The sequence below is a fragment of the Rouxiella aceris genome (genome assembly GCF_012933545.1).
Classification (GTDB): Bacteria; Pseudomonadota; Gammaproteobacteria; order Enterobacterales; family Enterobacteriaceae; genus Rouxiella; species Rouxiella aceris.
In genome coordinates this window covers 52564-76570 of the sequence record NZ_JAADJU010000009.1, presented here as the reverse complement: position 1 = coordinate 76570, position 24007 = coordinate 52564, and the positions used below count along the sequence as shown (strand labels likewise).

The 24007-nt window shown below is 45.9% G+C and carries 21 protein-coding genes; 10 read left to right on the top strand and 11 right to left on the bottom strand.

Features of this window, described 5'->3' with window-relative positions:
• Positions 1 to 465 precede the first annotated feature (465 nt).
• Positions 466 to 1581 carry an SDR family oxidoreductase gene (locus GW590_RS16945; RefSeq protein WP_169404261.1) on the top strand — a complete coding sequence of 372 codons (1116 nt, stop codon included), beginning with the start codon at positions 466 to 468 and terminating at the stop codon, positions 1579 to 1581.
• Positions 1582 to 1702: 121 nt separating this feature from the next.
• Here the strand turns inward: GW590_RS16945 and GW590_RS16940 are convergent, their stop codons facing one another.
• From GW590_RS16940 to GW590_RS16930, 3 genes are all read right to left on the bottom strand, one after another.
• Complete coding sequence (locus GW590_RS16940; RefSeq protein ID WP_169404260.1) at positions 1703 to 2326, bottom strand: glutathione S-transferase family protein; 624 nt, start codon at positions 2324 to 2326, stop codon at positions 1703 to 1705.
• Positions 2327 to 2331: 5 nt separating this feature from the next.
• Complete coding sequence (locus tag GW590_RS16935; protein WP_169404259.1) at positions 2332 to 2892, bottom strand: GNAT family N-acetyltransferase; 561 nt, start codon at positions 2890 to 2892, stop codon at positions 2332 to 2334.
• 139 nt (positions 2893 to 3031) lie between these two features.
• The gene (locus GW590_RS16930) at positions 3032 to 3910 is read right to left on the bottom strand and encodes a helix-turn-helix domain-containing protein (RefSeq protein ID WP_169404258.1); all 879 of its coding nucleotides are present in this window, start codon (positions 3908 to 3910) and stop codon (positions 3032 to 3034) included.
• Between the two features lie 189 nt (positions 3911 to 4099).
• Here GW590_RS16930 and GW590_RS16925 point away from each other — a divergent pair, with 189 nt between their 5' ends.
• On the top strand, positions 4100 to 5008 hold the full coding sequence (locus tag GW590_RS16925; RefSeq protein ID WP_169404402.1) for a DMT family transporter: 909 nt from the start codon (positions 4100 to 4102) through the stop codon (positions 5006 to 5008).
• On the opposite strand, the gene GW590_RS16920 is transcribed toward GW590_RS16925, so the two are convergent.
• Positions 5009 to 5977 (bottom strand): LysR family transcriptional regulator, encoded by a 969-nt coding sequence (locus GW590_RS16920; protein ID WP_169404257.1) that lies wholly within the window; start codon positions 5975 to 5977, stop codon positions 5009 to 5011.
• A gap of 74 nt (positions 5978 to 6051) precedes the next feature.
• On the opposite strand from GW590_RS16920, the gene GW590_RS16915 reads away from it, so the two are divergent.
• The 4 genes from GW590_RS16915 (at position 6052) to lpxO (ending at position 10163) form a co-directional block, all read left to right on the top strand.
• Complete coding sequence (locus tag GW590_RS16915; RefSeq protein ID WP_169404256.1) at positions 6052 to 6978, top strand: carbon-nitrogen hydrolase family protein; 927 nt, start codon at positions 6052 to 6054, stop codon at positions 6976 to 6978.
• Between the two features lie 129 nt (positions 6979 to 7107).
• Positions 7108 to 7590 (top strand): hypothetical protein, encoded by a 483-nt coding sequence (locus GW590_RS16910; protein ID WP_211186814.1) that lies wholly within the window; start codon positions 7108 to 7110, stop codon positions 7588 to 7590.
• A 161-nt stretch (positions 7591 to 7751) separates the two neighbouring features.
• On the top strand, positions 7752 to 8921 hold the full coding sequence (locus GW590_RS16905) for an HD-GYP domain-containing protein (RefSeq protein ID WP_211186819.1): 1170 nt from the start codon (positions 7752 to 7754) through the stop codon (positions 8919 to 8921).
• Between the two features lie 339 nt (positions 8922 to 9260).
• The gene (lpxO, locus tag GW590_RS16900) at positions 9261 to 10163 is read left to right on the top strand and encodes a lipid A hydroxylase LpxO (RefSeq protein ID WP_169404254.1); all 903 of its coding nucleotides are present in this window, start codon (positions 9261 to 9263) and stop codon (positions 10161 to 10163) included.
• 840 nt (positions 10164 to 11003) lie between these two features.
• On the opposite strand, the gene GW590_RS16895 is transcribed toward lpxO, so the two are convergent.
• From GW590_RS16895 to ssb1, 6 genes are all read right to left on the bottom strand, one after another.
• Positions 11004 to 13916, bottom strand: a complete 2913-nt coding sequence (locus GW590_RS16895; protein WP_169404253.1) for an AAA family ATPase — start codon at positions 13914 to 13916, stop codon at positions 11004 to 11006.
• On the bottom strand, positions 13903 to 14370 hold the full coding sequence (locus tag GW590_RS16890; protein ID WP_169404252.1) for an ABC-three component system middle component 1: 468 nt from the start codon (positions 14368 to 14370) through the stop codon (positions 13903 to 13905). The genes GW590_RS16895 and GW590_RS16890 overlap by 14 nt, the downstream gene beginning before the upstream one ends.
• The gene (locus tag GW590_RS16885) at positions 14363 to 15685 is read right to left on the bottom strand and encodes a trypsin-like peptidase domain-containing protein (protein ID WP_169404251.1); all 1323 of its coding nucleotides are present in this window, start codon (positions 15683 to 15685) and stop codon (positions 14363 to 14365) included. The genes GW590_RS16890 and GW590_RS16885 overlap by 8 nt, the downstream gene beginning before the upstream one ends.
• A complete protein-coding gene (locus tag GW590_RS16880) occupies positions 15682 to 16641 on the bottom strand; it encodes a ComEC/Rec2 family competence protein (RefSeq protein ID WP_169404250.1) in 960 nt (319 codons plus the stop codon). The genes GW590_RS16885 and GW590_RS16880 overlap by 4 nt, the downstream gene beginning before the upstream one ends.
• 106 nt (positions 16642 to 16747) lie before the next feature.
• Positions 16748 to 17095, bottom strand: coding sequence for a hypothetical protein (locus tag GW590_RS24215; RefSeq protein ID WP_235955975.1), 348 nt, complete (start codon positions 17093 to 17095; stop codon positions 16748 to 16750).
• A 601-nt stretch (positions 17096 to 17696) separates the two neighbouring features.
• Entirely contained in the window at positions 17697 to 18245 is a 549-nt protein-coding gene (gene ssb1 / locus GW590_RS16870; protein WP_169404249.1) for a single-stranded DNA-binding protein SSB1, read from the bottom strand.
• 321 nt (positions 18246 to 18566) lie between these two features.
• Between ssb1 and uvrA the strand changes: the two genes are divergently transcribed.
• The 3 genes from uvrA to GW590_RS16855 all read left to right on the top strand — a co-directional run bounded on the left by uvrA (position 18567) and on the right by GW590_RS16855 (position 22350).
• Complete coding sequence (gene uvrA, locus GW590_RS16865; protein ID WP_169404248.1) at positions 18567 to 21422, top strand: excinuclease ABC subunit UvrA; 2856 nt, start codon at positions 18567 to 18569, stop codon at positions 21420 to 21422.
• 272 nt (positions 21423 to 21694) lie between these two features.
• Positions 21695 to 22051 (top strand): type II toxin-antitoxin system RelE/ParE family toxin, encoded by a 357-nt coding sequence (locus tag GW590_RS16860; protein ID WP_169404247.1) that lies wholly within the window; start codon positions 21695 to 21697, stop codon positions 22049 to 22051.
• Entirely contained in the window at positions 22051 to 22350 is a 300-nt protein-coding gene (locus GW590_RS16855) for a helix-turn-helix domain-containing protein (RefSeq protein ID WP_169404246.1), read from the top strand. The genes GW590_RS16860 and GW590_RS16855 overlap by 1 nt, the downstream gene beginning before the upstream one ends.
• Positions 22351 to 22390: 40 nt before the next feature.
• On the opposite strand, the gene GW590_RS16850 is transcribed toward GW590_RS16855, so the two are convergent.
• Positions 22391 to 23284, bottom strand: coding sequence for a LysR family transcriptional regulator (locus tag GW590_RS16850; protein ID WP_169404245.1), 894 nt, complete (start codon positions 23282 to 23284; stop codon positions 22391 to 22393).
• A gap of 98 nt (positions 23285 to 23382) precedes the next feature.
• Between GW590_RS16850 and GW590_RS16845 the strand changes: the two genes are divergently transcribed.
• Positions 23383 to 24006 (top strand): glutathione S-transferase, encoded by a 624-nt coding sequence (locus GW590_RS16845; RefSeq protein ID WP_169404244.1) that lies wholly within the window; start codon positions 23383 to 23385, stop codon positions 24004 to 24006.
• The last annotated feature ends 1 nt before the right edge of the window (position 24007 follow it).

The following is a 24007-nucleotide window of genomic DNA, read 5'->3' as shown; positions in this document are numbered from 1 at the left end:
AACCGAATGGTTATCTCTGCAAGAGACTTATCGGCATCAAACGCCGCGGTTCTACATTTGTCCTCCCAAACTTTTGCGATTCGGCTGCCATCCTGCAACCAGGGCCATAACCTCCAGTTTATCGTAGTCATACCTCACTGCATACTTTCCAGTCAGAGATCTTTCGCTACGCGCTAACAGCGTCACTTAACGCCTCGTTTGCAGCCGCCCGCAGCGTTCATCAATAGCAGTATTTTCGGTTAAAAAAAACACACCAGACAACATGCCTCTGTCAGGCAAAATAATAAGCATGGTGACTAATCAGCAGGAATACCCCCCAAATTATTAATAAATCCTTAACTTAAAAACATTAAAAAATATCTCACCTTGTTTACTCGCCGTTTATTTAATTCACCAATTTGTATATGAATGGTTTAGTAAAGAGGTGATACTGTCCAACCTTTGTTACTTGTTAAGAAATATATAATGAAAAGCATATTAATTACCGGCGCCTCTGGCTTTGTTGGCGGAGCTGTTGTCGAGTATCTTTTGCGTCAATATCAGGGAAAAGATATTAATTTGCTGCTGCTCGTTCGTGCTGAAACACCATTAGCTGGCTTGGCAAGAATTAAAAATAATCTTGAGAAATTTGGATTAACCGCAGAACAACTTAGCTCGCTAAGTGAAACCAATATATTGGTTGGCGATTTGTCTGAACCTGATGGTTTTACTCAGGATAGTCGTCTCGACAATATTACGCATGTTATCAATTGCGCAGCGATTGCTTCATTTGGCAACAACCCTGCTCTCTGGCGCGTCAATGTTGATGGCTCACTGGCCTTTGCCAAACGTATGGCGAAAGTCACTGGCCTGCAACGTTTTATTCACGTTGGTACCGCCATGGCATCAATGCCGGATAAAGACAGCGTTTTTTACGAAGATATGCCAGATAACGAGCACAATGAAGACCTGGTACAGTACACGGCATCCAAGCGTGCTATTGAAAATCTTATCCGCGAACACTGCCCAACCCTACCTTTTGTGGTGGCCAGACCTTCGATTATTGTTGGCCATACCCAGCTTGGATGTCGTCCCTCCAGCAGTATTTTCTGGGTATTTTTGATGGCTCTCAAGTTGAAGAAATTCACTTGCCAGCTTAATGATTCCATTGACGTCATCCCGGTAGATTATTGCGCCATGGTGTTGGTTAACCTATGTCTGAGCGCAACTATAAAACATAGTTTTTATCATATTTCTTGCGGTGAAGAACGCTGTACGCCTTTTTATGCCATTGATGAATTTGTGGCAAAAGCAAATAATACTTCAGCGATTATTAATGATTACCAGCAAGTTAGCTATGAAGAAATGAGCGGCAGCCGCAAGCAATTTAAAGATATTCTTGGTCCGTGTAATGATAAAATCATTCTGCGTGCGATAAAATTGTATGGCGGCTTTGCAGAGCTCAATGTGAAATTTGATAATCAACGCTTATTAGATATGGGTATGCCGCGGCCAATGCCTTTTACCACCTATATCGATAAATGTGTCAACACCACCCGTGGATTATCAATTCCTGAACTGATGATGGTTGACTTCAAATAAGTTAAATTAAAGTTAATCTTATTAGTTTTTTTACATCATTTCCCCCCTGGCGCGGCACAGCCTCTCGGCGGTACCAGATGGCAAGTCACAGGTAGCCAACGCTCCCTGTGACTTGTGATGGTTATGGCATGCCATTACGCCCGTACAGCTGATAGCCCTCACGCTGGTTCAAACGCTCGTAGTAAGCAAACACCGCTGGCAGCGTTGGCCTGTCTATCGGCGTCATAATCCAGCGATTAACCGATACGCCGAGCACAATATCTGCAAGCGTAAAATGGTCGCCCAGCAGATAATCCCCTTGTTGCTGTAATTGCTGTTCGACAATCTGCATATGGCTATTCCATTGTTTGATACTGGCAGCCAGCAGATCGGCATCGCTATGCAAGGGACTTTGCCGCACCAGCGACATAAAGGCATAACGCCATGAATTATTCAGGTCGCTGACCTGCCAATCCATCCATTGCTCAACCCTGGCTCTTTGCTGTGGCTGTTGTGGCAGCAAATCATCACGGCCTTCGCGTGCCGCCAGATAGCGGCAGATGGTATTGGACTCCCACAGCACAAAATCGCCGTCAAGCAGCACCGGCACCAGCCCATTGGGATTTAAAGCCTTAAATTCGGCAGTGTCTGTTGACTGAAAACCTGAACCATATTCTTCCTGAGTGTGATCCAGACCCAGCTCATGGCAGGTCCACAATACTTTACGCACATTAATCGACGAGGATTTACCCAAAATTTTCAACATAGTCTCTATTCTCCACCAGCCTGTTCTGCTGTTTGCTTTCCGTCAACGGGGCGAGTAAAGAGTCGTACCTCAGCCCCCTGATAATAGGTATCACACTGCGCCACAAAGCCCAGCTTGGTTGCCAGATGCAGTGAAGGGGTATTATTTGGCGCAATGATGCAGCAAAGTTGCCGGTCTAGCTGCTGACTGGCCCAGCGCAGCACCGCCAGCGCGGCCTCATGGGCGTAACCTTTACCGTGGAATTCAGGATTTAGCACCCAGCCCATTTCGGCCATACCGTCCATTGACGGCACCATATCGCGCTGATAATCAGCCAGGCCAATTTCACCGACAAACCGATCTGTGGCTTTGTCGAAAATTACCCAATAGCCAAACCCCAGCGCTGTCCAATGCCCAAGATAGCGTAAAAAACGGCTCCAGCTGGCTTCGCGGGAAGAGGGAACGCCACCAATAAAACGCACCATCTCCGCATCGGACCAAAGCGCAGCAATCATCTCAAAATCGGCAAGACGATGGCCGCGCAGCAACAATCTTGATGTTTCAATTAGCGGGGCAGACGACGACATATAACTTAGCCTCCTTCTTGTATACAGAAGAACAACCTAGCATCGAATCTGGTTTAAGGGGATGGATCGGGCATTAATTTCGCCAGCTTTCAGTGTGTTTTCCGCGCTGTTGCGCATTTTTACACCTGCAACTGGTCGCTTAACGTAACAGCTCGGCGCGCAACGCCGAAGGGGCCATACCGCGTAGAGATTTAAAGCGGTGACTAAAATGGCTGGTTGAGCTAAAACCGCAGTCCAGAGCAATGGTGGTCATATCCAGTGCGGTGTGGCGCAACAGGCTTTCGGCGCGGATCAGGCGGGCATTCATCACATATTGATGCGGGGCAATGCCCATCGACTGTTTAAACATGCGCGCAAAATGATATTCACTTAACTCGGCAATCTGTGCCAGTTCAGCCAGCGACAAAGGGTCGGCGAGATGACCGTGAATATACTCTTTTACCCGATTGAGCACCGACGGCGACAGCCCACCGCGCACCTGCGGCAACGACCACTGCAACTGGGTATATTGTCGCGCCAGATGGGTGACTAACAGGTTGGTTGCCGAACTCAACAGCAGGTGATTGCTGTTATCCTGCCATTGGCAACTGAGCAAAAAATGGCGATAAAGCTGGGTAATTTGCCGATCTTCGTTAAAAACCTGCTCCGCCACCTGAATACTTGCCGGGCTGCGGTCCCAGGTTTGTTCAATCACCTGGCGCAGATGATCGTCGGTGTAGTAGAGATGGACAAACGACAGCGCGCCGCGCACATCCCAACTGGAGATATTATGTTTTGGCATCAGGCAAAAACGGTCGGGACCGCCACCGTTATGCCAGCCTGCGCGGGTTTTGTGGTAACACTCGTAGCCGTCGGCAATATACAGGCTAAGGGTATGGTGGTCGGGATCTTCCTGGGTGACGCAATCATTTTTATTCGACCAGGCTGCCAACTGCATGCCAGAGCCCAGCCGCACAGTATCGTGCAACACAGCCTGATGCTTTTTAAGCGTTTCGAACGCCTGATACTGCCTGGTCATAGCGCGACTTCCCGATCAATGAATAGCGACAGTGTAATGTTTTTGCGGGGTAGCACGCGAGTTCCGCCGCAGTTTTGCCGATAAAAAACCGCAAGAATATGCAAATGACCGCAAGCGGGTGAATGTGCTTGCCTGCTGATGTCAGGGATAATCACGCTAAATCTGTTTTTCTCCGCACCGGACAACACCATGAACGCTTTGCTTTATCTTGCCGTGATCCTGATTTGGGGCACCACCTGGTTTGCCATCTATTTGCAACAGGGGGTGGTCGCCGCCAGCGTCTCTATTTTCTATCGCTTTTTACTGGCCGCTGTCTTGATGATGGCGGTGCTGTTGATCAGCGGCCGTCTGCGCAAACTGGCACTAAAAGACCATCTATTTTGCATCGCCCAGGGCTGCTGCGTCTTTGCCTTTAATTTTTACTGTTTTTACCACGCCGCCGCCTATATCAGCAGCGGCCTGGAGTCGGTGATCTTCTCCATGTCGGTGCTGTTTAATGCCTGCAATGGCTGGCTGTGGTTTCGCCAGAAATTGTCCCCGACTCTGCTCCCGGCCTCCATACTGGGTCTGGCCGGGATTATCACCCTGTTTTGGCACGATCTCAGCGCCACACAGCTTGCTCCCGGCCTGCTCACCGGTATTGGACTTAGCCTGCTCGGCACCTATGGTTTCTCATTGGGTAATATGATCAGTATGCGTCATAAGCGGCAGGGATTGGATGTTGTCAGCACCAATACCTACGCCATGGGCTATGGTGCCGCCATTATGGCCCTGGTCAGCCTGCTGCAAGGCGCATCCTTTGCCATGCAATGGACTCCGGCCTACCTCGGTTCACTGGTCTATTTGGCGGTGTTTGGATCGGTGCTGGGATTTGGCATCTATTTCACGCTGGTCGGACGCATTGGTGCCAGCCAAGCGGCTTACAGTACGCTACTCTTTCCACTGGTTGCACTGACGGTATCGACCTTCTATGAAGCTTATCAATGGCATATCCAGTCAGTGATCGGTCTGGCGCTGATCCTGCTCGGCAATCTGGTGATGTTTTCTCCCCCGGGCTGGCTAACGTTATGGCGCAAGGCTGCGCCCACGCCGAGTTAATCACTGCCCCTGTGCCGTTCCATTTTGCCAGTCAAAGGCCAGCAGAATATCGCTAATCACCTGCTTCATTTTGACAATCGCCGGATCGCGCAACGCATCCCGTCGCCAGCCGAGATTGATGGCATAAGCCGGCATGGCAATCGGTGGCAAAACCAGCTGTAACGGATGGAAAGCCGCCAGGGTGCGGGCCGCATGCAGAGGAATGGTCGCCAGCGCCCCGCTACCCAGTAACAGATAAGGTAACGCGGAGAAGTGCGTGGTCGACGCTCTGACCGTGCGCTTCAGCCCCTGCGGGATCAACACCTCATCAACCATGCCAATAAAGCCGCCAGAGGAAACCAGCAGATGCTGGCGGCTGAGAAAGGCGGCCAACGTCAGTCGCTGCTGGCTGTCGATCTCGTCCTCAGTCAATGACTGGCAAGCATCCAGCAGGCAGGCGTAGCGCCCCTCACCGAGCGTTTCGCAGCCTATTGCCGCCGAGGTAAATCCCCCCGAAGCAATGGCCATATCCACCTGACGATCCAGCAACATATCGCCGACAATACGGCTATGGGTCTGCCGAAATACAATCCTCAATCCCGGCATCTCAAGCTCCAGGCGATCGATCAACTGCTTACCCAGTGCCAGTTCAAAATCATCTGAAAGACCAAGGCTCAGGGAGCGCCCGGCGTAACCGGCCCGCCCACCGGAAACCAACTGCAGACTTTGCCGACATTTATCCAGCGCTTCACTGACCAGCGGTTTAAGTTCATTGGCGCGCAGAGTCGGTGCCAGACCGCGCCCGGTGCGGACAAACAGATGATCGTCATATAAGCGACGCAGTCTGCCAAGGGCTGCGCTGACGGCCGACTGCGTCAGTCCCAGACGCACCGCCGCGCGACTGGCGCTACCCTCTTCGTGCAGCGCTTCGAAGACCTTGAGTAAGTTCAGGTCGATGGCTTCGATATTAATATTATCAATATCACTCATATAAGAATGGGCATGGATTAATGTCAGGAGTTGACCACAATAGAAACTCCTCTCCACTGAGTCGAGAAAATTTTATGCCAACCTCTATTGTTGCCGCTTTGCAAATCGGTTCTTCCCCGCAGGGGAAAGCCGCAACCCTTGAAAATATTTTATCCTGGGAAGAGAAAATCCTCGCCTCCGGTGCCAGCCTGGTGGTGATGCCAGAAGCGCTGCTGGGCGGCTACCCGAAAGGAGAAATTTTCGGCACCCGTCTGGGCTACCGTTTAGCCGCAGGACGTCAGGATTTTGCCGACTATTTTGCTCAGGCCATTACGGTACCCGGGGTCGAAACCCAGGCGCTGGCGGACTTGGCTACCCGCACCAACGCCAGCGTGGTGATCGGCGTAATTGAACGCAGCGGCGCCACCCTGTACTGCACATCGCTGTTTATCGAACCGGGCCAGGGTGTCGTAGCCAAACATCGCAAGCTGATGCCCACCGGTACCGAACGACTGATTTGGGGACAGGGCGATGGTTCAACCCTGCCGGTGGTCGATGCCGCCGCCGGGCGTGTGGGCTGTGCCATTTGCTGGGAGAACCATATGCCGCTGTTACGCATGGCCATGTACGGTAAAGGTGTTGAAATCTGGTGTGCGCCAACGGTAGATGAACGGGAGATCTGGCAATGCTCCATGCGCCATATTGCCCACGAAGGTCGGATGTTTGTGGTCAGTGCCTGTCAGGTTCAGGGCTCACCGGCACAGTTGGGGCGACAAGTTGCAGGCTGGCCCGATGACCGGCCGCTGATCAACGGCGGCTCAGTGATTGTCGGCCCGCTGGGGGATATTTTAGCCGGACCGCTGATAGGTGAAAGCGGCCTGCTGACCGCAACGATCAATACTGACGACCTGATCGGTGCCCGCTACGATTTCGACCCCATTGGCCACTATGCACGCCCGGATATCTTCAGCTTGCAGGTCGATCAGCGCGCAAAGCAAAACCTGCGCTATCTTGATGATTAAGCGCCAAAGCCAAATAGCCGTTGCCAAAAAATAGCCTGGACGCCCAAGCAGGATTGTAATCTTGCCTGGGCGGAGTAATTTAATGGCTAGTCGACGACTTTCTGCAAACAGCTCTCGAGGCGCAACTCTATGATATCTGGCCCATCATCCATAATGCTGCATATTGGCAGTGAAGAAACGCAGGTGACTATCGAGGGAAAGGTGCACGTATTAACCCTCGGCTCTCAGCTAACCTCGCTGGCCTATTTTCGCCATCAACCGCCCACTCCAGAGGAGATAGAAACCGCCATTATGGTGGTGGAAGATGAAGTTATCCGCCTGCGCCATGATATTCCCCAGGATGCCCGCTTATACAGCGAAGATAACGATATTCGCGCCATTGCCCGCTTGGCCGGAGTGGCAGAAAACGAACAAATGACCCTGGCGCTCGACGCCGTCGAACGCACTTTTGATCGCCTGGCCTTGGTGATCAGTGGTCGCCCTGCGCGTTTTGAAGGCATTCCGGATGGCAATGATTTTGCGGCTACCCTGCTAATTTTGCGTGAGTTTATGCATCACCTACAGTTTAGTGAAATTGTTGTGAAAGGTACCAAATTCGAATTGCTTAACTGATTGCCAGCTGTTAGCGGCCAAAGTTTTGTATGTACACTTCGGCCGTTACATTTCTAATTGTGACAACCTGCTTAAACTTTAATCTTTCTGGTACAGCTTTGATTTCAATTGCCGATAGACTCTATAGGTATCCCTGCCCCAGGAGGCACTTCGTGATCAAAATGATACCGGTCAGTGACCTGCAACTTGGCATGTATGTGCACAAGTTGGATGTTTTTTGGATAAAACATCAGCGGCTTAATAATGGATTTCTGCTAACCAAGCCGGAAGAACTTGCCGAAATCATTCAGAATGGTAACAAGCAGGTATGGATCGATCTTAATAAAGGTGAAGGTCTCGCCCTAAAAGCGGAGGATAGTGAGCAGGAAAAACGCTGCATTCACTTTACCGGCAACCATCAAAACGTTATGGCCAGCGAAATAGACAATGCCAGACTGATCTGTCAGTCGGCTAAGCCGCTGATCATCGAAATGTTTAACCAGGTACGTCTGGGAAATGCCATTGAGCTGGACAGTACGCTGCCGCTGATAGATGACATTAACCATTCAGTACAACGGCATCCAACGGCGTTACTTAGCGTGGTGCGTCTTAAAAATCACGATGACTATACCTATCTGCATTCCGTTGCTGTCTGCGCCTTGATGATGACGTTGGCACGCCAGATAGGGATGAATGAAGACCAGATCCGCATGGCCGGCATGGGCGGGTTGATGCACGATATGGGTAAAGCGGCAGTGTCCGCCGATATTATTAATAAACCAGGCAAACTGACAGATGAAGAGTTTGATGTCATGCGATCGCATCCGCTGGCCGGACAGCAAATCCTCGCCGCCTGCGGTGCGCCATTTGAGGCTCAGGATATCGCACTGCATCACCATGAGAAGATCAACGGTCGAGGTTATCCTAACGGCCTGAAAGGCGAAGAAATCAGCCTGCTGGCACGGATGTCGGCCATTTGCGATGTCTATGATGCCATCACCTCAAACCGCGCCTACAAAGAGGGCTGGGATCCGGCAGACGCCATGCGCCAAATGGCCAGCTGGGAGGGACACTTTGACAAGAAGCTGTTCCATGCCTTTGTTAAATCAGTGGGTATTTACCCGGTAGGATCGCTGGTTAATCTCGCTTCCGGGCGGGTGGCGGTGGTGACTGAGTCCACCCCAGACTCCCTGTTGCAGCCAAAAGTTAAGGTGTTTTTTTCTCTACTGACGCACGCGCCGATCCGCAAAAAGGTCATAGATTTAGCGGCGATGCATTGTGATGACACCATTGTCGCCATTGCCGATCATTCCCAATTGCGCGATATGGATCTTAATGAGATGTGGCTTTAACGAGTATTTTTGTTTTGCCGGTCAGACTGTTTTTCTGACTGTATTTAGCATCAACACAGTCGCTAAACCGGGGCCGGGGATTGCAATAACAAGGCAGCCAGCCCCCTCACTCCCTGGTGCCAGGCTCTTGCCTCTTCGCGTGCCCACCCTCAAGTTCCCTGCCTAAGGGACACATTTGATTTTTTGTGCCCCCTCTTCGCCATTTCCTCTGCTTTTTGTCTACATTATTTTTGTTTCTTGTAATAAATTAGTTGCATTGATGTTGATAATAAATGGGTTCCAGAAGGGCATATCTGGGTTATTTGCCAGTTTGGCAGGCTTGTTATTGCGATTAATATCATGAAATATATCGTTTTAATTCTATTTGTTTTATGCGTTGTCTATATTCATTATCGCGGTAAGGTTCGCTATGGCTTTTGGCGCCAACTTTCCGATCATTCAACATTTACTGCCCCGCTAAATGTCTTTATGTATCTGTTCTCACGCGCGCCGACGACGCCCTATTTGCGGCCTGAACAGTTCCCCGACCTGAGCTTGCTGCAAGAAAACTGGCAAACCATCCGTGATGAAGGTCGGCAGTTGATGGCTATCCAGCAGATCAAAGCTTCCGACCAGTATAACGATGCCGGTTTTAACTCCTTCTTTAAAACCGGCTGGAAACGCTTCTATCTAAAATGGTACGAAGATAACCATCCTTCGGCGATGACCCTTTGCCCACAAACTACCGCCTTATTGCGCACACTGCCGATGGTTAAAGCGGCAATGTTTGCCGAACTGCCTGACGGCAGTCGCCTGCCGCGTCACCGCGATCCTTATGCCGGTTCCCTGCGCTATCATCTGGGGCTGATCACCCCGAATGACGATCGCTGTTTTATTGAGGTAGACGGCGAACGCTACAGCTGGCGTGATGGTGAAGGGGTATTATTTGACGAGACCTACCTGCACTATGCGGAAAACAAAAGCGGACAAAACCGGCTGATTCTGTTTTGCGATATTGAACGACCTATGCGTTATCGCTGGGCACAACGGGTCAATCACTGGCTAGGCCGCAATCTGATGAGCGCCGCCACAGCCCCCAACGAACCAGGCGATCGCACCGGCGGCGTAAATAAGCTGTTTAAATATATCTATGCCATACGCAAAGTCGGTAAGCGCTTAAAAGCCTGGGATCGTACGCTCTATTATTTAATCAAATGGGTCCTGTTTGCCGGTATCGCCGCAGCGATATTTATTGCGCTATAAACTAAAGACTAAAGCTGACGTATGTTATTAAATTGGTATTTAGCCCATAAAAAAAGCCCCGATCAACGGGGCTTGCACGCAAAACCAATCTATTACCTTAAGGCAGCGGGATCAGAACGGTTCTAATTACCTAACAATCATACATTTATTAAAATAACACTTTAATACAATCAGTTAGATAAATAAACCTGTCATTAATGTAAATATTTTTGTAAATTTTACATACTTTTAGGTTCGAATTTTTTACAAAGATGATGAAGACCTGATGCTCAACATTTTCCACAGCTCACTAAAAAACGAGCCGATTCCGAGGTTTCGTTGTTGCAACACTCAGCACATTTGACGTATATAAAGTATGGGAGAATTAAAATACCCTGGGGATGAAATGCAAAAATGTAATCGCAATCTGGAGGCTCTTGACACCTTGTAGATAACATAATCTACAGAGGTTCATATGAGCACATTCAATACACGAAAAGACCGCACCCCGGTTGGAACGCCTAAATATAATAGGCATCCGCCATCATGTTGGATCGGTGCTAACCCTGGATGGTGGAACCGTATATTTACGACCAAACATCGGCGTGCTGATGACCGATTAAATGAATGGCGGATACTTGCTGGATACGATCCAGAGAGTATTATGTGGATGCCGGATCGACGCCCAGATGTTTACTATTGGTAAATTAGGTGCGCAACTACTAAATAGGTTTTAGCGCCTACTAGGATAGGCACGAAAACCTACTGTTTTGGCTGGCTTTTAACTGGCCGTTACATATTAATTTTGGGTAAAACCAATCAATATAGCCACTATGATAAATCCCTATTTTATGCTTACCTTTACAAGGTAATATATTTAGTTGAATATCTTGACTCTGGTAATTTATCCTTGAATAAATTAAAAAAACTTCTATTATGGGTTGTTATTATGATCTGTTTTTTAAATCTTCTAGTAAAAAGCTTGCATAAGTCAATTAGAGCATAGCTATTTAAATCATCCATGCTTTGGACAGGATCATCAATTATTATTGAATTAATCCCAAAATCTATTTTTCTCGCATGGTTAGCAAGAAAAATACATATCGATAGTATGTTGATTTGCGCTTCACTTAAATAATAAATTGGCGTAGTGCTTTCATTATTCGCATCAGAATGAGTTTGTATATATATGCCTTTGTTATTACCATTTAAATCCACTTTGAAAGTTATTTTATCATACTTCAAATGCGGTTCTACATACATAAACATATCGTTCAAAATATCATTATTTATACTGCTACTAGCCAACTCAGAGAAATACTCCATTGCATCAACTAAAGATGCATTAACTTTAGACAATTTATTAGCATCATCGTCAAATTCATCTATTTTAAGATTACGCTGTTCTTCATATTCAGCTATCTTTTGTTTCTTGTCCGATATATTTTTTTCCAATTGCATGCTTTGCAAATATGTAGAAAATTTCTCTTCAATGCTTGTGACCATTTCAGTGAAATAAAAATTATCTGAAATCACATATGCCTTAATGTTTTTTTTGATATAGTTATAATTAGACCGAATTGTTTTTTTTGAAAATAAAGAAGACTCTAAATATTTGTTAATTTCTAGATCATGACTAAAGCCACTATTCGAATACAATTTAGAAATGACACCATTCATGGATAACAAAGAAGAATTAATACTATCCAAATCTCTAGCTAATTTTTTTTCTAATGTAATTAAATTTTCCCTTTCAAAGAGAGTAACATGACCAGAACAAAGCTTAAGAATAAGACCATCCATATCCAATCCGTACTTCTCAAAGCAAAGACTTGTAATACCATTAAGTTTAATTTTTTTCTCACTTATAGCAGAATATTGATTCTTAATAAGACTATTAATATTAACAGTCCATTTAGTATATTTTTCTTTCTTTCTTAAATTGACAGAGATCTTTTTATTCAACTTAAGCAATATTTCATCTAACTGGATTTGGATACTACTTAATTTCACATTAACATATTGTACTTTGAGGGAAGAAAGTAAAGAGTACAGTTGAACGACATGCTCCTTTCGTCCTATCAAAATATTAATATCATTGGAGTACTTAATTTTTTGCTTAGAGGTTAATGTTTCTATAATCTTGTTTAGCCTATCAACATCTAGAGCAATCTCACTCTTTGTTTTAGTTAAGGTCCCAATTGCTCCATCAACTAATGCCTCTGAATCAGTACTGATATTATTAACAGCCTCCATTAATGACGTCATATTTTCAAATTTCGTCCCACATGAAGGACAATTAGATAATTTCTTGTCATTAATTACATCAACAACATAAGACTTTATAATAACCAATTTCTCTTCAAATGATTTTATTTTTTCTTTCTCTCTTGTGAGCTCCAATAATTTAATATTTAAATTATCAAGTTCAAATGACTTCTTATTAAACTCTTTCACATAGCTCAATTCAGTATTTTCATTGATAAAAACTGTTTTAGATAAAGAGTCTCTCTTTTCGACAATTGTTGACAATGCAGAATCTATTTTACTAGTAATATTTTTTTCATGTTCTAGAATAAATTCTTTCTCATACAAATCACCAAACAAGGACATTATAATGCCTTTTGAAAGATGTATTTTATTTTCTTTATCTCTCAGTTCATCAACATTTATGTTTAATGAGTTATTATATATATTATTATAGACACTACTTAGTTTAGATACTTTATTCTCATGCTTAATAATATCTTTTGAAAATTCGTTGAAAAGGAGAGTTTGATTATTCAATACATCTAAATTATCGGCATCAATAAATAAACCATTCCATTGAATATCTCTTTTAACTTTATTTAAATCAATTAATAATTCGTTTTCATAGGTTTTATTTCTCACAACCTCATTCTGACATTCAATAATTTTTTTAGCAAGATATGCTTCACGTGAATATTTTTTATATAAATCAATATCGAACTCTAAAAGCTTTACCTTTAGAGATTTAAAGGTAACAACTAATTCCGAGATATAATTGGCAATATCATTAGCATTCATTTCCGATATATCACGATAAGATATAAAGTTATCTCTAAATAAACCATACTCCTCAGAAGCGGATAAATTACTATTATTTATATTTCTTTCTTTTAATTCATTTATTGATTTCTCTTCATCTTTTATTAATTTATTTAATAATGAAATCTCAGTTTTCTTTTCTCCATTATTACTCTCTAACTTTGTTTTTATCGTATTCAACTGAGTATAAACCTCAATATCTCCTGAATTACCTTTACTATTAATCAATGAATTAAATAAGTTTCCATTACTCGCTTCATAAGAAAATCTATTGATAGCACCTTGGCTAAGAATGTTATTATTGAATTTCTCTGCATCTTTTACTGTTGATTCTAGAATTCCACTGCAGTAATCATGATTCCTACTTGATTTAGGTTTAGTCTTCCTGAGAATACAATCTCCATTCTCGAGCTCAACTGTTACAGTTGCTTGATAAAGACCACTTTGTCTATTTTTTAATATATTTCCTTCTTTCGGATTACGGTTCCGTGATGTTATGTTTGCTATAATATTGTCTATTCTGGAAATTTTCCCTGTTGTCGCCCACTCTACGCCTTCGATTGTACTAGTTTTTCCAGTTCCATTCGCAGCATATATGACTACTATATCCGCAACTGACTCACCATGTTCAAAGCTCAATGTCTTAGTAGAAGGGAATGCTCTAAAACTATCTAATGTTATTCTTTTAATCTTATTTGGTTTCATCTTTTACACTCAATAAGTTAAATACCTCAGGATGTCTTTCTTTAATTAAAATACTCAAAGAAGACGTGTTTACAACTCCCTGAATTGTCGTATCAAAAAAAATCAAATCTTTTATAGCACCTTCAAGATCACTAACTTTACTTCGCGCAATCTTTCTACAGCAATATGTGTTAGATTGAATTTCTTTTTTTGTGTTGATATCAATATCATCGTTTGCACAAAATACTAAAAGTAAATTCCTTGACAAAATATCATCAATAAGATTAGACTGAAAATAATAAGCAAGATCCTCTACAACACTTCCCCAAAGTTCCCTTATTTTTTCAGATGAAGATTGATAACAGATAATCACATCATCATCGTCCTGAAATAGAATAATATTATATTTTGAAACAAATTTATTTGCCTCATCAACGTCCTCAAATTTTAAGTCATTATTAGTTATTTTATTCATACAATCTTAGCACCTTAGCAATTTCTTGCTTAAGAAGGTCTTTATCATATTTTTCACCATATAGTCTATTATCAATATGATCTATAATCATTTTCATTAAAAACTTAATATTTAAAATTGAAAACTTCACTCCTTCTTTTTTACGTGTTTCTAAAAAATCTCTGAGTATCTTCTTCCTGTTAAAGGGGAAATTTTCTGAATATAACTCAGGTTCTTTGCCTTCTGCATAATTTGCTATCACTTTATATATACGGTCTCTTTGGACAAAACTTAAGTCGTCGCTATCATTTGGAGATATTATCAATATTTTGGCATTAGCATATTCCAAGCTAATATCTTGCGTAATAAGCTTAGCAATTAGTGTAGATTTTTCTGTAAAATTAGTAGTATGAATAGTAAAAACCTTTTCACCTTCAAAAAACGTTGGATTCATAGAGATATTAGTAATCTCCTCATCTATAATCATAGATAGAATCCGTGAGTGTAAGTATGATGTTATTGATTCATTATTTCTCAATAGAGCATTGTGTTGTGTTAATTTAGGCATATCATCTGGCAAATAAAAATATTTACAACTTAAAAGAACATTTAAATCAATTCTTCTTAGCTTAGTACTAAAGTCACCGTCTAAAAGGTAATTCCCAATATGGCCTTGAAGAGCTTCAATCGAAGGTTCAATAAGATTTTGAACATAATCTTCACAATCCATCTCGTCTTTAATTGTTTCAGGAAGAGCATCATAAATATCAAATAATTTCACACCTTTAATTCTTGGATAAGAAAAATTATTATCATAAGAATTAGTGATTATACCCTTTAAATATATAGATCCATTATTAACCTCGAGTATTGGTCCGCCTGAAAATCCATCAATGTGATCTCTGTCAAAATCATGAGGCAAATTCTCATCAATTCTGAAAAAAATATCACCATGATCGATTAAAATAGTGCCGGAGTGACAAATATCTTTATTGTCAGATGTTTTGAGCAATGCTTTAGGATACCCCAGTATCCAGCATTTCGAATCAGTGCCAAGGTCAGAAGATTTATCCAACGATAATTTTATAGTATTATCACATCTACTATTTATTTTTATTATCGATATATCTAATTCACCTAGAGGACCAATATAATTAGCATCTAACTTCTCTCCTTTGAAGTTATAAACTTCTATGCAATCAGCATCGATATTGTGCTTGGCTGTAAAAACATATGAATGATCATTAACACCTAAATTTACCCAAACACCACTGCCAGTAAGTGTAGATCTCACCTGCACAAGTGAGGCACGCAAAGATCCAATATCCTCACTCATAATAAAATCCTTGAGCCTGCTTCATATGAAATGAAGGATAAATTTATTCTATCTTTATACCTATCTGCATGAACCCAGCTACCTTTCGGTACATAAACTTGAGAGCATGGCGCCTTTTCATCTAATAGCGCAATAGTATAAAAATTTGGATACGAAGCCCTATTCCCAGGAATTAGATATAGCGGAGAAGGAAACTTTTCTAACAATTCAGATGTTATATTATATTTACTACCATGATGAGGTATTTTGAAAAAATTTACTGCTCTAGGTTCTTTAACCGCATTTAAAATTTGACTAGGAACGCTATCACCAGTAAATAACATTACCTTACTATCGAAACTAATTAGACAAACTATACTTGAGACATTCTGAGGTTTGGTATCTTCTACATGTTTTTCTTTTAGCAAACTCTCTTTATTATAGTCCTCACTTTCATCATGTCCAATGTTTGTGTTGCGCCAATTAAAATGGTCTATATCCAATGCAGATTGTGTAGGAGCAATAATCTCTATTGAAACATCATTATCAATATGATAACTGGAGCCGCTTACCGCCTTGAAAATATTTATATTTTTCTTCAGAATCAACTCTAGAAGTTTATTTCCTTCTTTATATCCACATTGACTTGCCTTTTCTTTTACTGCATTAATTTCAATTTCACTATGAGGGACATTAAAAAGTACACCACCTATATTTTCAGAAGTAACAATATCGCTTTCGAATATAGACAAAAGACCATTAACATGGTCTAAATCAACATGAGTCAAAATAACGAGGTCAATCACTTCGTTATTATTAAAAACATCACTCACTATCTCTAAAGATTTTTTTCCATTCCCCCTCAATCCACCATCAATAAGAATGTATTTATTTTTAACATCACCTAATAACTTTATTAAGAATGAGTCGGAGTTTGAGTCTGAAAGAGTTATAATTTCAATGCTATATGTTTTCATAAAACTTACATCCATTAACAAACGCCAAATATATTACATAGTAATATGTCAATAATAGATAGTAGCATCCTTGTTTAAAGGAAGTTAATCTCTTTAGGATTTTTTTCTATCGCTTCTCCCCATCGCTTCGCTCCCTATCAATTTTTGGTAGCAACTGATTGAGTTGGTACTCTTCCACTCCATATTTGTACGCATTATATTGCCAGATTACAAACTGCTGTTTGTACCGTCGGTTCTCTTCTTTAAGCTCTTCGATCTCACTTTCAAGATTCACAATTCTGGCTGCTGCTATGTTCAAACTAGCTGGACGAGGGTTTTTGGAACCCCGGCCTTTAAGCGCCCCTTTCTTCGCTTGATAGGCAGTCACTATTGCCTCATGTGCATTGAGGGATTGTCTTGAAGGCAACTTTCCGACCAATGGCTCTGCCGCCTCACAGATTGCTGACCAAGACAACTTTGGTTCCTGCCATCCTCGAATCAGGTTCACGATGGCATTAATATCTCTATTTCACAGGTGTTTAGCCAAAGCCACCGCCTAACAAAGTTGTCAAATTATCCAACATCACAGCTTCTTTGCCTTTTTGCTCAATGGCCTTAATAGACTTTTTATCGGCAACACGGCGAAGCTGGCTGAAATCATTGCCCCGAAGTTTAATCTGGGCACCATTTTCAATATCTGGATTATCTAAAATAGCGACTATCTAAGAAGCGTAGCAGCACAACAAGGTTACTAGCTGCCGCTATCATAGTTGAAAAAGCATCCCCTCTATTGCGGATTTGGGTTGTTAAAAAAAGAGCCGGGTAATACAAGGGAAGGCAAGAAGAACGATCCACCACCATGCAGTATCGCTCGCCACTGTCCATGACAAATGTTGTAACCCTGTAGTTATCCTTCATGTGCCCATATCCTATACACTTTACATAATTGCAAGGTACACAGTATGTTAAGAACATATCAATTAAGACTTGACACTTTTGGGACGCGGAAAACAAAAAGCCCCTGTATTAACAGAGGCTTGATAGATAATTAATTACAAAAAAGTCTTAGGTAAATCCTAGAACGGAATATCGTCGTCAAAATCCATTGGTGGTTCGTTGCTTTGCGCCGGGGCATTTTGTGCAGCAGGACGAGATTGCTGACCGCCGCTGAACTGATTGCCACCCTGTGGCTGCTGAGGTTGACCCCAGCTACCCTGTTGGCCGCCAGCCTGACCGCCAGAAGCCTGGCCGCCCGCAGCAGGTGCGCCGCCGCCCTGACGTCCACCCAGCATCTGCATGCTGCCACCGACGTTAACCACGACTTCGGTGGTGTATTTTTCTACGCCAGCCTGATCGGTCCATTTACGCGTTTGCAGTGCGCCTTCAATATAAACCTGTGAGCCTTTACGCAGGTATTCACCCGCTACTTCGGCCAATTTGCCAAACAGCACAACGCGGTGCCATTCGGTTTTTTCTTTCTGCTCGCCGGTCGCCTTGTCGCGCCAGGTTTCAGAAGTTGCCAGGGTGATATTGGCAACAGCACCGCCGTTAGGCATGTAGCGGACTTCGGGATCCTGACCCAGATTCCCAACCAGAATCACTTTGTTTACGCCTCTGCTGGCCATGTCGACTCTCCTGATGAGTTAATTTTATACAGTATAAACCATGAATTTTAGCATGGGCTGACGTCATATAATACCCGCAATCCCTATTCCAATAATCTTTACAGAGTCGACAAATTTGCACGCGGATACTGGATATTCATTCAGGTTTTTTTGTGTCATACTTATTCGTTTCGTACTTTCTGTGCCCAATTTTCTGATTCAGATGCAGTGACTGGGGCGGAGATACCCGGGTTAATCGCTAACCAAGGGTATCCGGATCCTCGCGCGCATCATGGACAGTCATCGGCACGGTGAGCCTTCATGTTATTCCGGGAATGATGAATGGATAAGATCGAAGTTCGGGGCGCACGTACCCATAATCTCAAGAATATCAACCTGATTATCCCGCGCGACAAACTGATTGTTGTCACCGGATTATCCGGCTCTGGCAAATCCTCACTGGCTTTTGACACCCTTTATGCAGAAGGTCAACGCCGTTACGTCGAGTCGCTGTCAGCCTATGCCCGCCAATTCTTATCGTTAATGGAAAAACCCGACGTCGACCATATTGAAGGGTTGTCACCGGCCATCTCCATCGAGCAAAAATCAACGTCGCACAACCCGCGTTCGACGGTCGGTACCATCACCGAAATCCACGACTACCTGCGTTTGCTGTTTGCTCGCGTGGGCGAGCCGCGCTGTCCTGACCATGGTGTCCCTCTGGCGGCGCAAACCGTCAGCCAGATGGTCGATAATGTGCTGGCTCAGCCTGAAGGCCAGCGTCTGATGCTGCTGGCGCCGATCGTCAAAGATCGCAAAGGCGAGCATACCAAGACGCTGGAGAATCTGGCTACCCAGGGCTATATCCGCGCCAGGATCGACGGCGAAGTCTGCGATCTTTCCGATCCGCCCAAGCTGGAATTACAGAAAAAACACAGTATCGAGGTGGTGGTCGATCGCTTTAAAGTGCGTGACGATCTGGCACAGCGTCTGGCGGAATCCTTTGAAACCGCCCTTGAGCTCTCCGGCGGTACCGCCGTGGTCGCCGATATGGATGACCCCAAAGCCGACGAAATGCTGTTCTCCGCCAACTTTGCCTGCCCGATATGCGGTTACAGCATGCGCGAGCTGGAACCACGCATGTTCTCCTTTAACAACCCGGCAGGCGCCTGCCCGAGTTGTGACGGTTTGGGCGTGCAGCAATTTTTTGACCAGGAACGGGTGATCCAGAATCCGGAACTGTCACTGGCCGGCGGCGCGATCCGCGGCTGGGATCGTCGTAACTTCTACTATTTTCAGATGCTGCGCTCACTGGGCGAGCACTATAAATTTGACGTCGAAGCCCCTTTTAACAGCCTGAGCGAAGACGTAGTGCATGCTATCCTGCACGGCTCCGGCAAAGACACCATCGAATTTAAATATATTAATGACCGTGGGGATACCTCGGTGCGCCGCCACCCGTTTGAAGGGGTGCTGCACAATATGGAACGGCGCTATAAAGAGACCGAATCCAGTGCGGTACGCGAGGAGCTGGCAAAATATATCAGCAATCGCCCTTGCACCTCCTGCAAAGGCACACGTCTGCGCGAAGAAGCCCGCAATGTGTTTGTCGAAGAGACCACGCTGCCGGAGATCTCCGATTTCAGCATTGGCCATGCGATGGACTTTTTCCTCGGCATGAACCTAAGCGGACAACGCAAACAGATTGCCGAGAAAATCCTCAAAGAGATCGGCGATCGCCTCAGATTTCTGGTCAACGTCGGGCTGAATTATCTCTCCCTGTCCCGTTCAGCGGAAACCCTGTCCGGCGGCGAGGCACAGCGTATCCGTCTGGCCAGCCAGATTGGTGCCGGTCTGGTAGGCGTAATGTACGTGCTTGATGAACCCTCCATCGGTTTGCATCAGCGCGATAACGAACGCCTGCTGGAAACGCTGATCCATCTGCGCGATCTCGGCAACACGGTGATTGTGGTAGAACACGATGAAGACGCTATCCGCGCCGCCGACCATATTATCGATATTGGTCCCGGTGCCGGTGTACACGGCGGCGAAGTCGTGGCCGAGGGCACGGCGGAAGAGATTATGGCCACCGAGGCCTCCCTTACCGGGCAATACCTCAGCGGCAAACGTGAAATCTCCATTCCTGGCCAGCGCGTCCCGGCCGATGCCACCAAGGTGTTAAAACTGGTTGGTGCCACCGGTAATAACCTGAAAGACGTGACGCTGACGCTGCCGGTAGGGCTGTTTACCTGCATCACCGGGGTTTCCGGCTCCGGTAAATCGACGCTGATCAACGATACGCTGTTCCCGCTGGCCCAACGCCAACTCAATGGCGCAACCATTGCCGAAGCCGCACCTTATCGCGATATTCAGGGACTGGAGCATTTCGATAAAGTCATTGATATCGACCAAAGCCCGATCGGTCGTACACCGCGTTCCAACCCGGCCACCTATACCGGTATCTTTACTCCGGTACGCGAACTCTTTGCCGGGGTACCTGAATCGCGCACCCGTGGTTATACTCCGGGCCGTTTCAGTTTTAACGTCAAAGGCGGTCGCTGCGAAGCCTGTCAGGGCGATGGCGTGATCAAGGTAGAAATGCACTTTCTACCGGATATCTATGTGCCTTGCGATCAGTGCAAAGGCAAACGCTATAACCGCGAAACGCTGGAGATCAAGTACAAAGGCAAGAGCATTCACGAGACGCTGGATATGACCATCGAAGAAGCCCGTGATTTCTTTGATGCCGTACCGGCCCTGTCGCGCAAGCTGCAGACGCTGATGGATGTCGGCCTGTCCTATATTCGTCTGGGACAGTCGGCCACCACCTTGTCTGGCGGTGAAGCGCAAAGGGTAAAACTGGCGCGTGAACTGTCGAAACGCGGCACCGGGCAAACGCTGTATATCCTTGATGAACCGACTACCGGCCTGCATTTTGCCGATATTCAGCAGTTGCTGGAAGTACTGCACCAGTTGCGCGATCAGGGTAATACCATCGTGGTCATTGAGCACAATCTTGATGTGATCAAAACCGCTGACTGGATTGTTGACCTGGGGCCAGAGGGCGGTCACGGCGGTGGTGAGATCCTGGTTTCCGGTACGCCAGAAACCGTGGCCGAGTGCGCGCAATCCCATACCGCGCGCTTCCTTAAGCCACTGCTGGAACGTCACAGTAAAAAAATCCTTAAAGCCGTTTAATCATGGCGCGGTAATACAGGAGCGCGAGGTGAAAACCTCGCGCCCAGACTGCTGACAAAACCCATTTTTAGGGAGAGTACACCGTTGGGGTCGTAGCGGGCTTGCCCGCCGGAGCGCCCCTAGGTGTGCTATGCCCGGGTATCTCGATCACACAGACAACGTTGTCATCAAACTCAGCGCGAGGTGAAAACCTCGCGCTTTTTTTGGCTTGACATCTATAGACTGTAGTCTATATTCCCTTCATAGGCTGTAGTCTATAAATGGGGTGTAGCATGACATGGGAAGTCGTCACCGTCAGACACTTTGATAAGTGGTTTCATCAACAGACATCAGCGATGCAAGAAGACATTCTGGCTATGATGCTGATTCTGAGTGAGTACGGCCCGAGTCTTGGCCGTCCTTATGTTGATACCGTCAAAATGTCTGATTATTCGAATATGAAAGAACTGAGAATTCAGCATCAAGGCAACCCTGTGCGGGCATTTTTCGCCTTTGATCCGACACGTAAAGCGGTTGTACTCTGTGCGGGCGTGAAAACAGGCGTTAACCAGAAGCAATTTTACCAACAGATGATCCGCAATGCTGACGCTGAATTCAGACAATATCTGCACAATCTGGAGAATAAATAATGGCCACTCTTAAAGAGATGCTCGCGCAACGCAGTCCCGAAAGCCGCCAGAGAATTGCAGACAAAGTCTCTGAAATAAAGCTGGAAATTGGCCTGGCACAAATTCGTGAAGTGCTGGCACTTTCTCAGACTCAGGTTGCCCGCAAACTCAATATTGCCCAGCCTTCCGTCGCTGCAATTGAACAACGCGGCAGCGAGCTTAAGCTTTCTACCCTTAAGCGTTATTTCGACTCAATGGGGGCAACATTGCGCCTTGATGTCGAATTGCCGGATGGTCAGCATGTTGCTATTTCGCTCTAAGCAAATAAAAGACATTGGCGAGGTGAAAACCTCGCGCTTTTTATTTTTGTAGCTGCGGCAACTGGCTTAATCTTTGCCAGGCAAAGTCCCAAAATGCCCTGACCTTGGGTGGTATGCGCTGCATATTTTGCACCACAAGCTGCACCGACAGCGGCAAGGGTTCGAACTCCGGCAACAACCTCACCAAAGAACCCTCGGCCAGATCATCGGCCACCTGATAGGACAAAAATCTGGCTACTCCTTTTCCTGCTTTAACCGCCAGCCGACGCGTTTCAACATCGTTAAACAACAAATGCGGCGATAGCCTGACGCGGGGCCCCTCCTCATGGAGACCAAAGCGCCACTCGCTGGCAGTGCCGATATTGCCGAGAATAACCTGATGCTGACTCAGCTCGGCAGGATGACGCGGTACCCCCTGCCGGGCCAGATATTGCGGACTGGCCACCAGCACAATGCTCACCTCGCCCAAACGCCGCGCCACCTGCGAGGAGTCCTGCAAATTGCCGATGCGCACTGCGGCGTCAATACCCTGCTCGATAAAATCGAGATTGCGGTCGTTCAGCAGCAGCTCGATTTGTAATTCGGGATGTAACGCCTGAAACTCCATCACCACAGCAGCGACAAACCGGCGGCCAAACACCACCGGCGCGGTAATACACAGTCGGCCTTTCAGCTGGGTGCTGGCGGTATCCTGCAGCGCCTCGTTATAAGCATTGAGCACAATCAGCGCACGTTCTGCCAGCCGTAAACCCGCTTCGGTGGGTGCCAGACGACGAGTGGTGCGCTCCACCAGCCGCGCGCCAAAACGCTGCTCCAGCGAGGCAATCGCCCGCGTCACCGCCGGGGCAGAGCGCCGCAGTTTGCGCGCCGCCGCGGACAAGCTGCCGTGATTTAACACCTCGATAAAAATCGCCAACTCGTCCAAACGGTCCATTTATTCTTCCGGAAATTGAAATTATCAATTTCAATAATCCCGGATCCCATTCATCAATTGCAAGAGTAATCTAAGCGAACACCACTGAGGAGATCGCTATGTCAACTATCACCCTGTACGCCCTGCCGGTTTCGGGTCACAGCCATCGTGTCGAACTGTTATTACGCATGCTGGATTTACCCTATGACTACGTGTCGGTCGACAATCAAATGCGTAAAAACAATGAGTTCCAGCAGTTAAATCCCTGGGGACAAGTGCCGGTGCTGGTCGACGGCGAGCAGGTGATCGCCGACAGCAACGCGATTATGGTCTATCTAATCAAACGCTATGCACCAGCAAGCCACTGGCTGCCGCAAGATGCTGTCGAGGCGGCGCAGACGCAACAGTGGCTGGGCAAAGCCGCCGGTGAAGTGCGCTATGGTCCGGGCTCGGCGCGTCTGATTAAACAATTTGGCGTTGCAGAAAATTATTCCTCGGCGCTGGCAGTCACTCACCGCTTGTTGCCCCATCTGGAACAGCATCTCGGCAGCCGCCAGTTTTTAGCCACCGCGCAGCCAACGCTGGCCGATCTGGCCTGCTATAGCTATATCGCCGCCGCACCGGAAGGGGGAATTGACTTGCAGCCCTACCCGGCTATCAGACAGTGGCTGGCACGCATTGAAAAGCTGCCCGGCTTTTTCTCCATGCCGCCGCTGCCGTTGCCCGACTCGGCGCAGGAGTGAC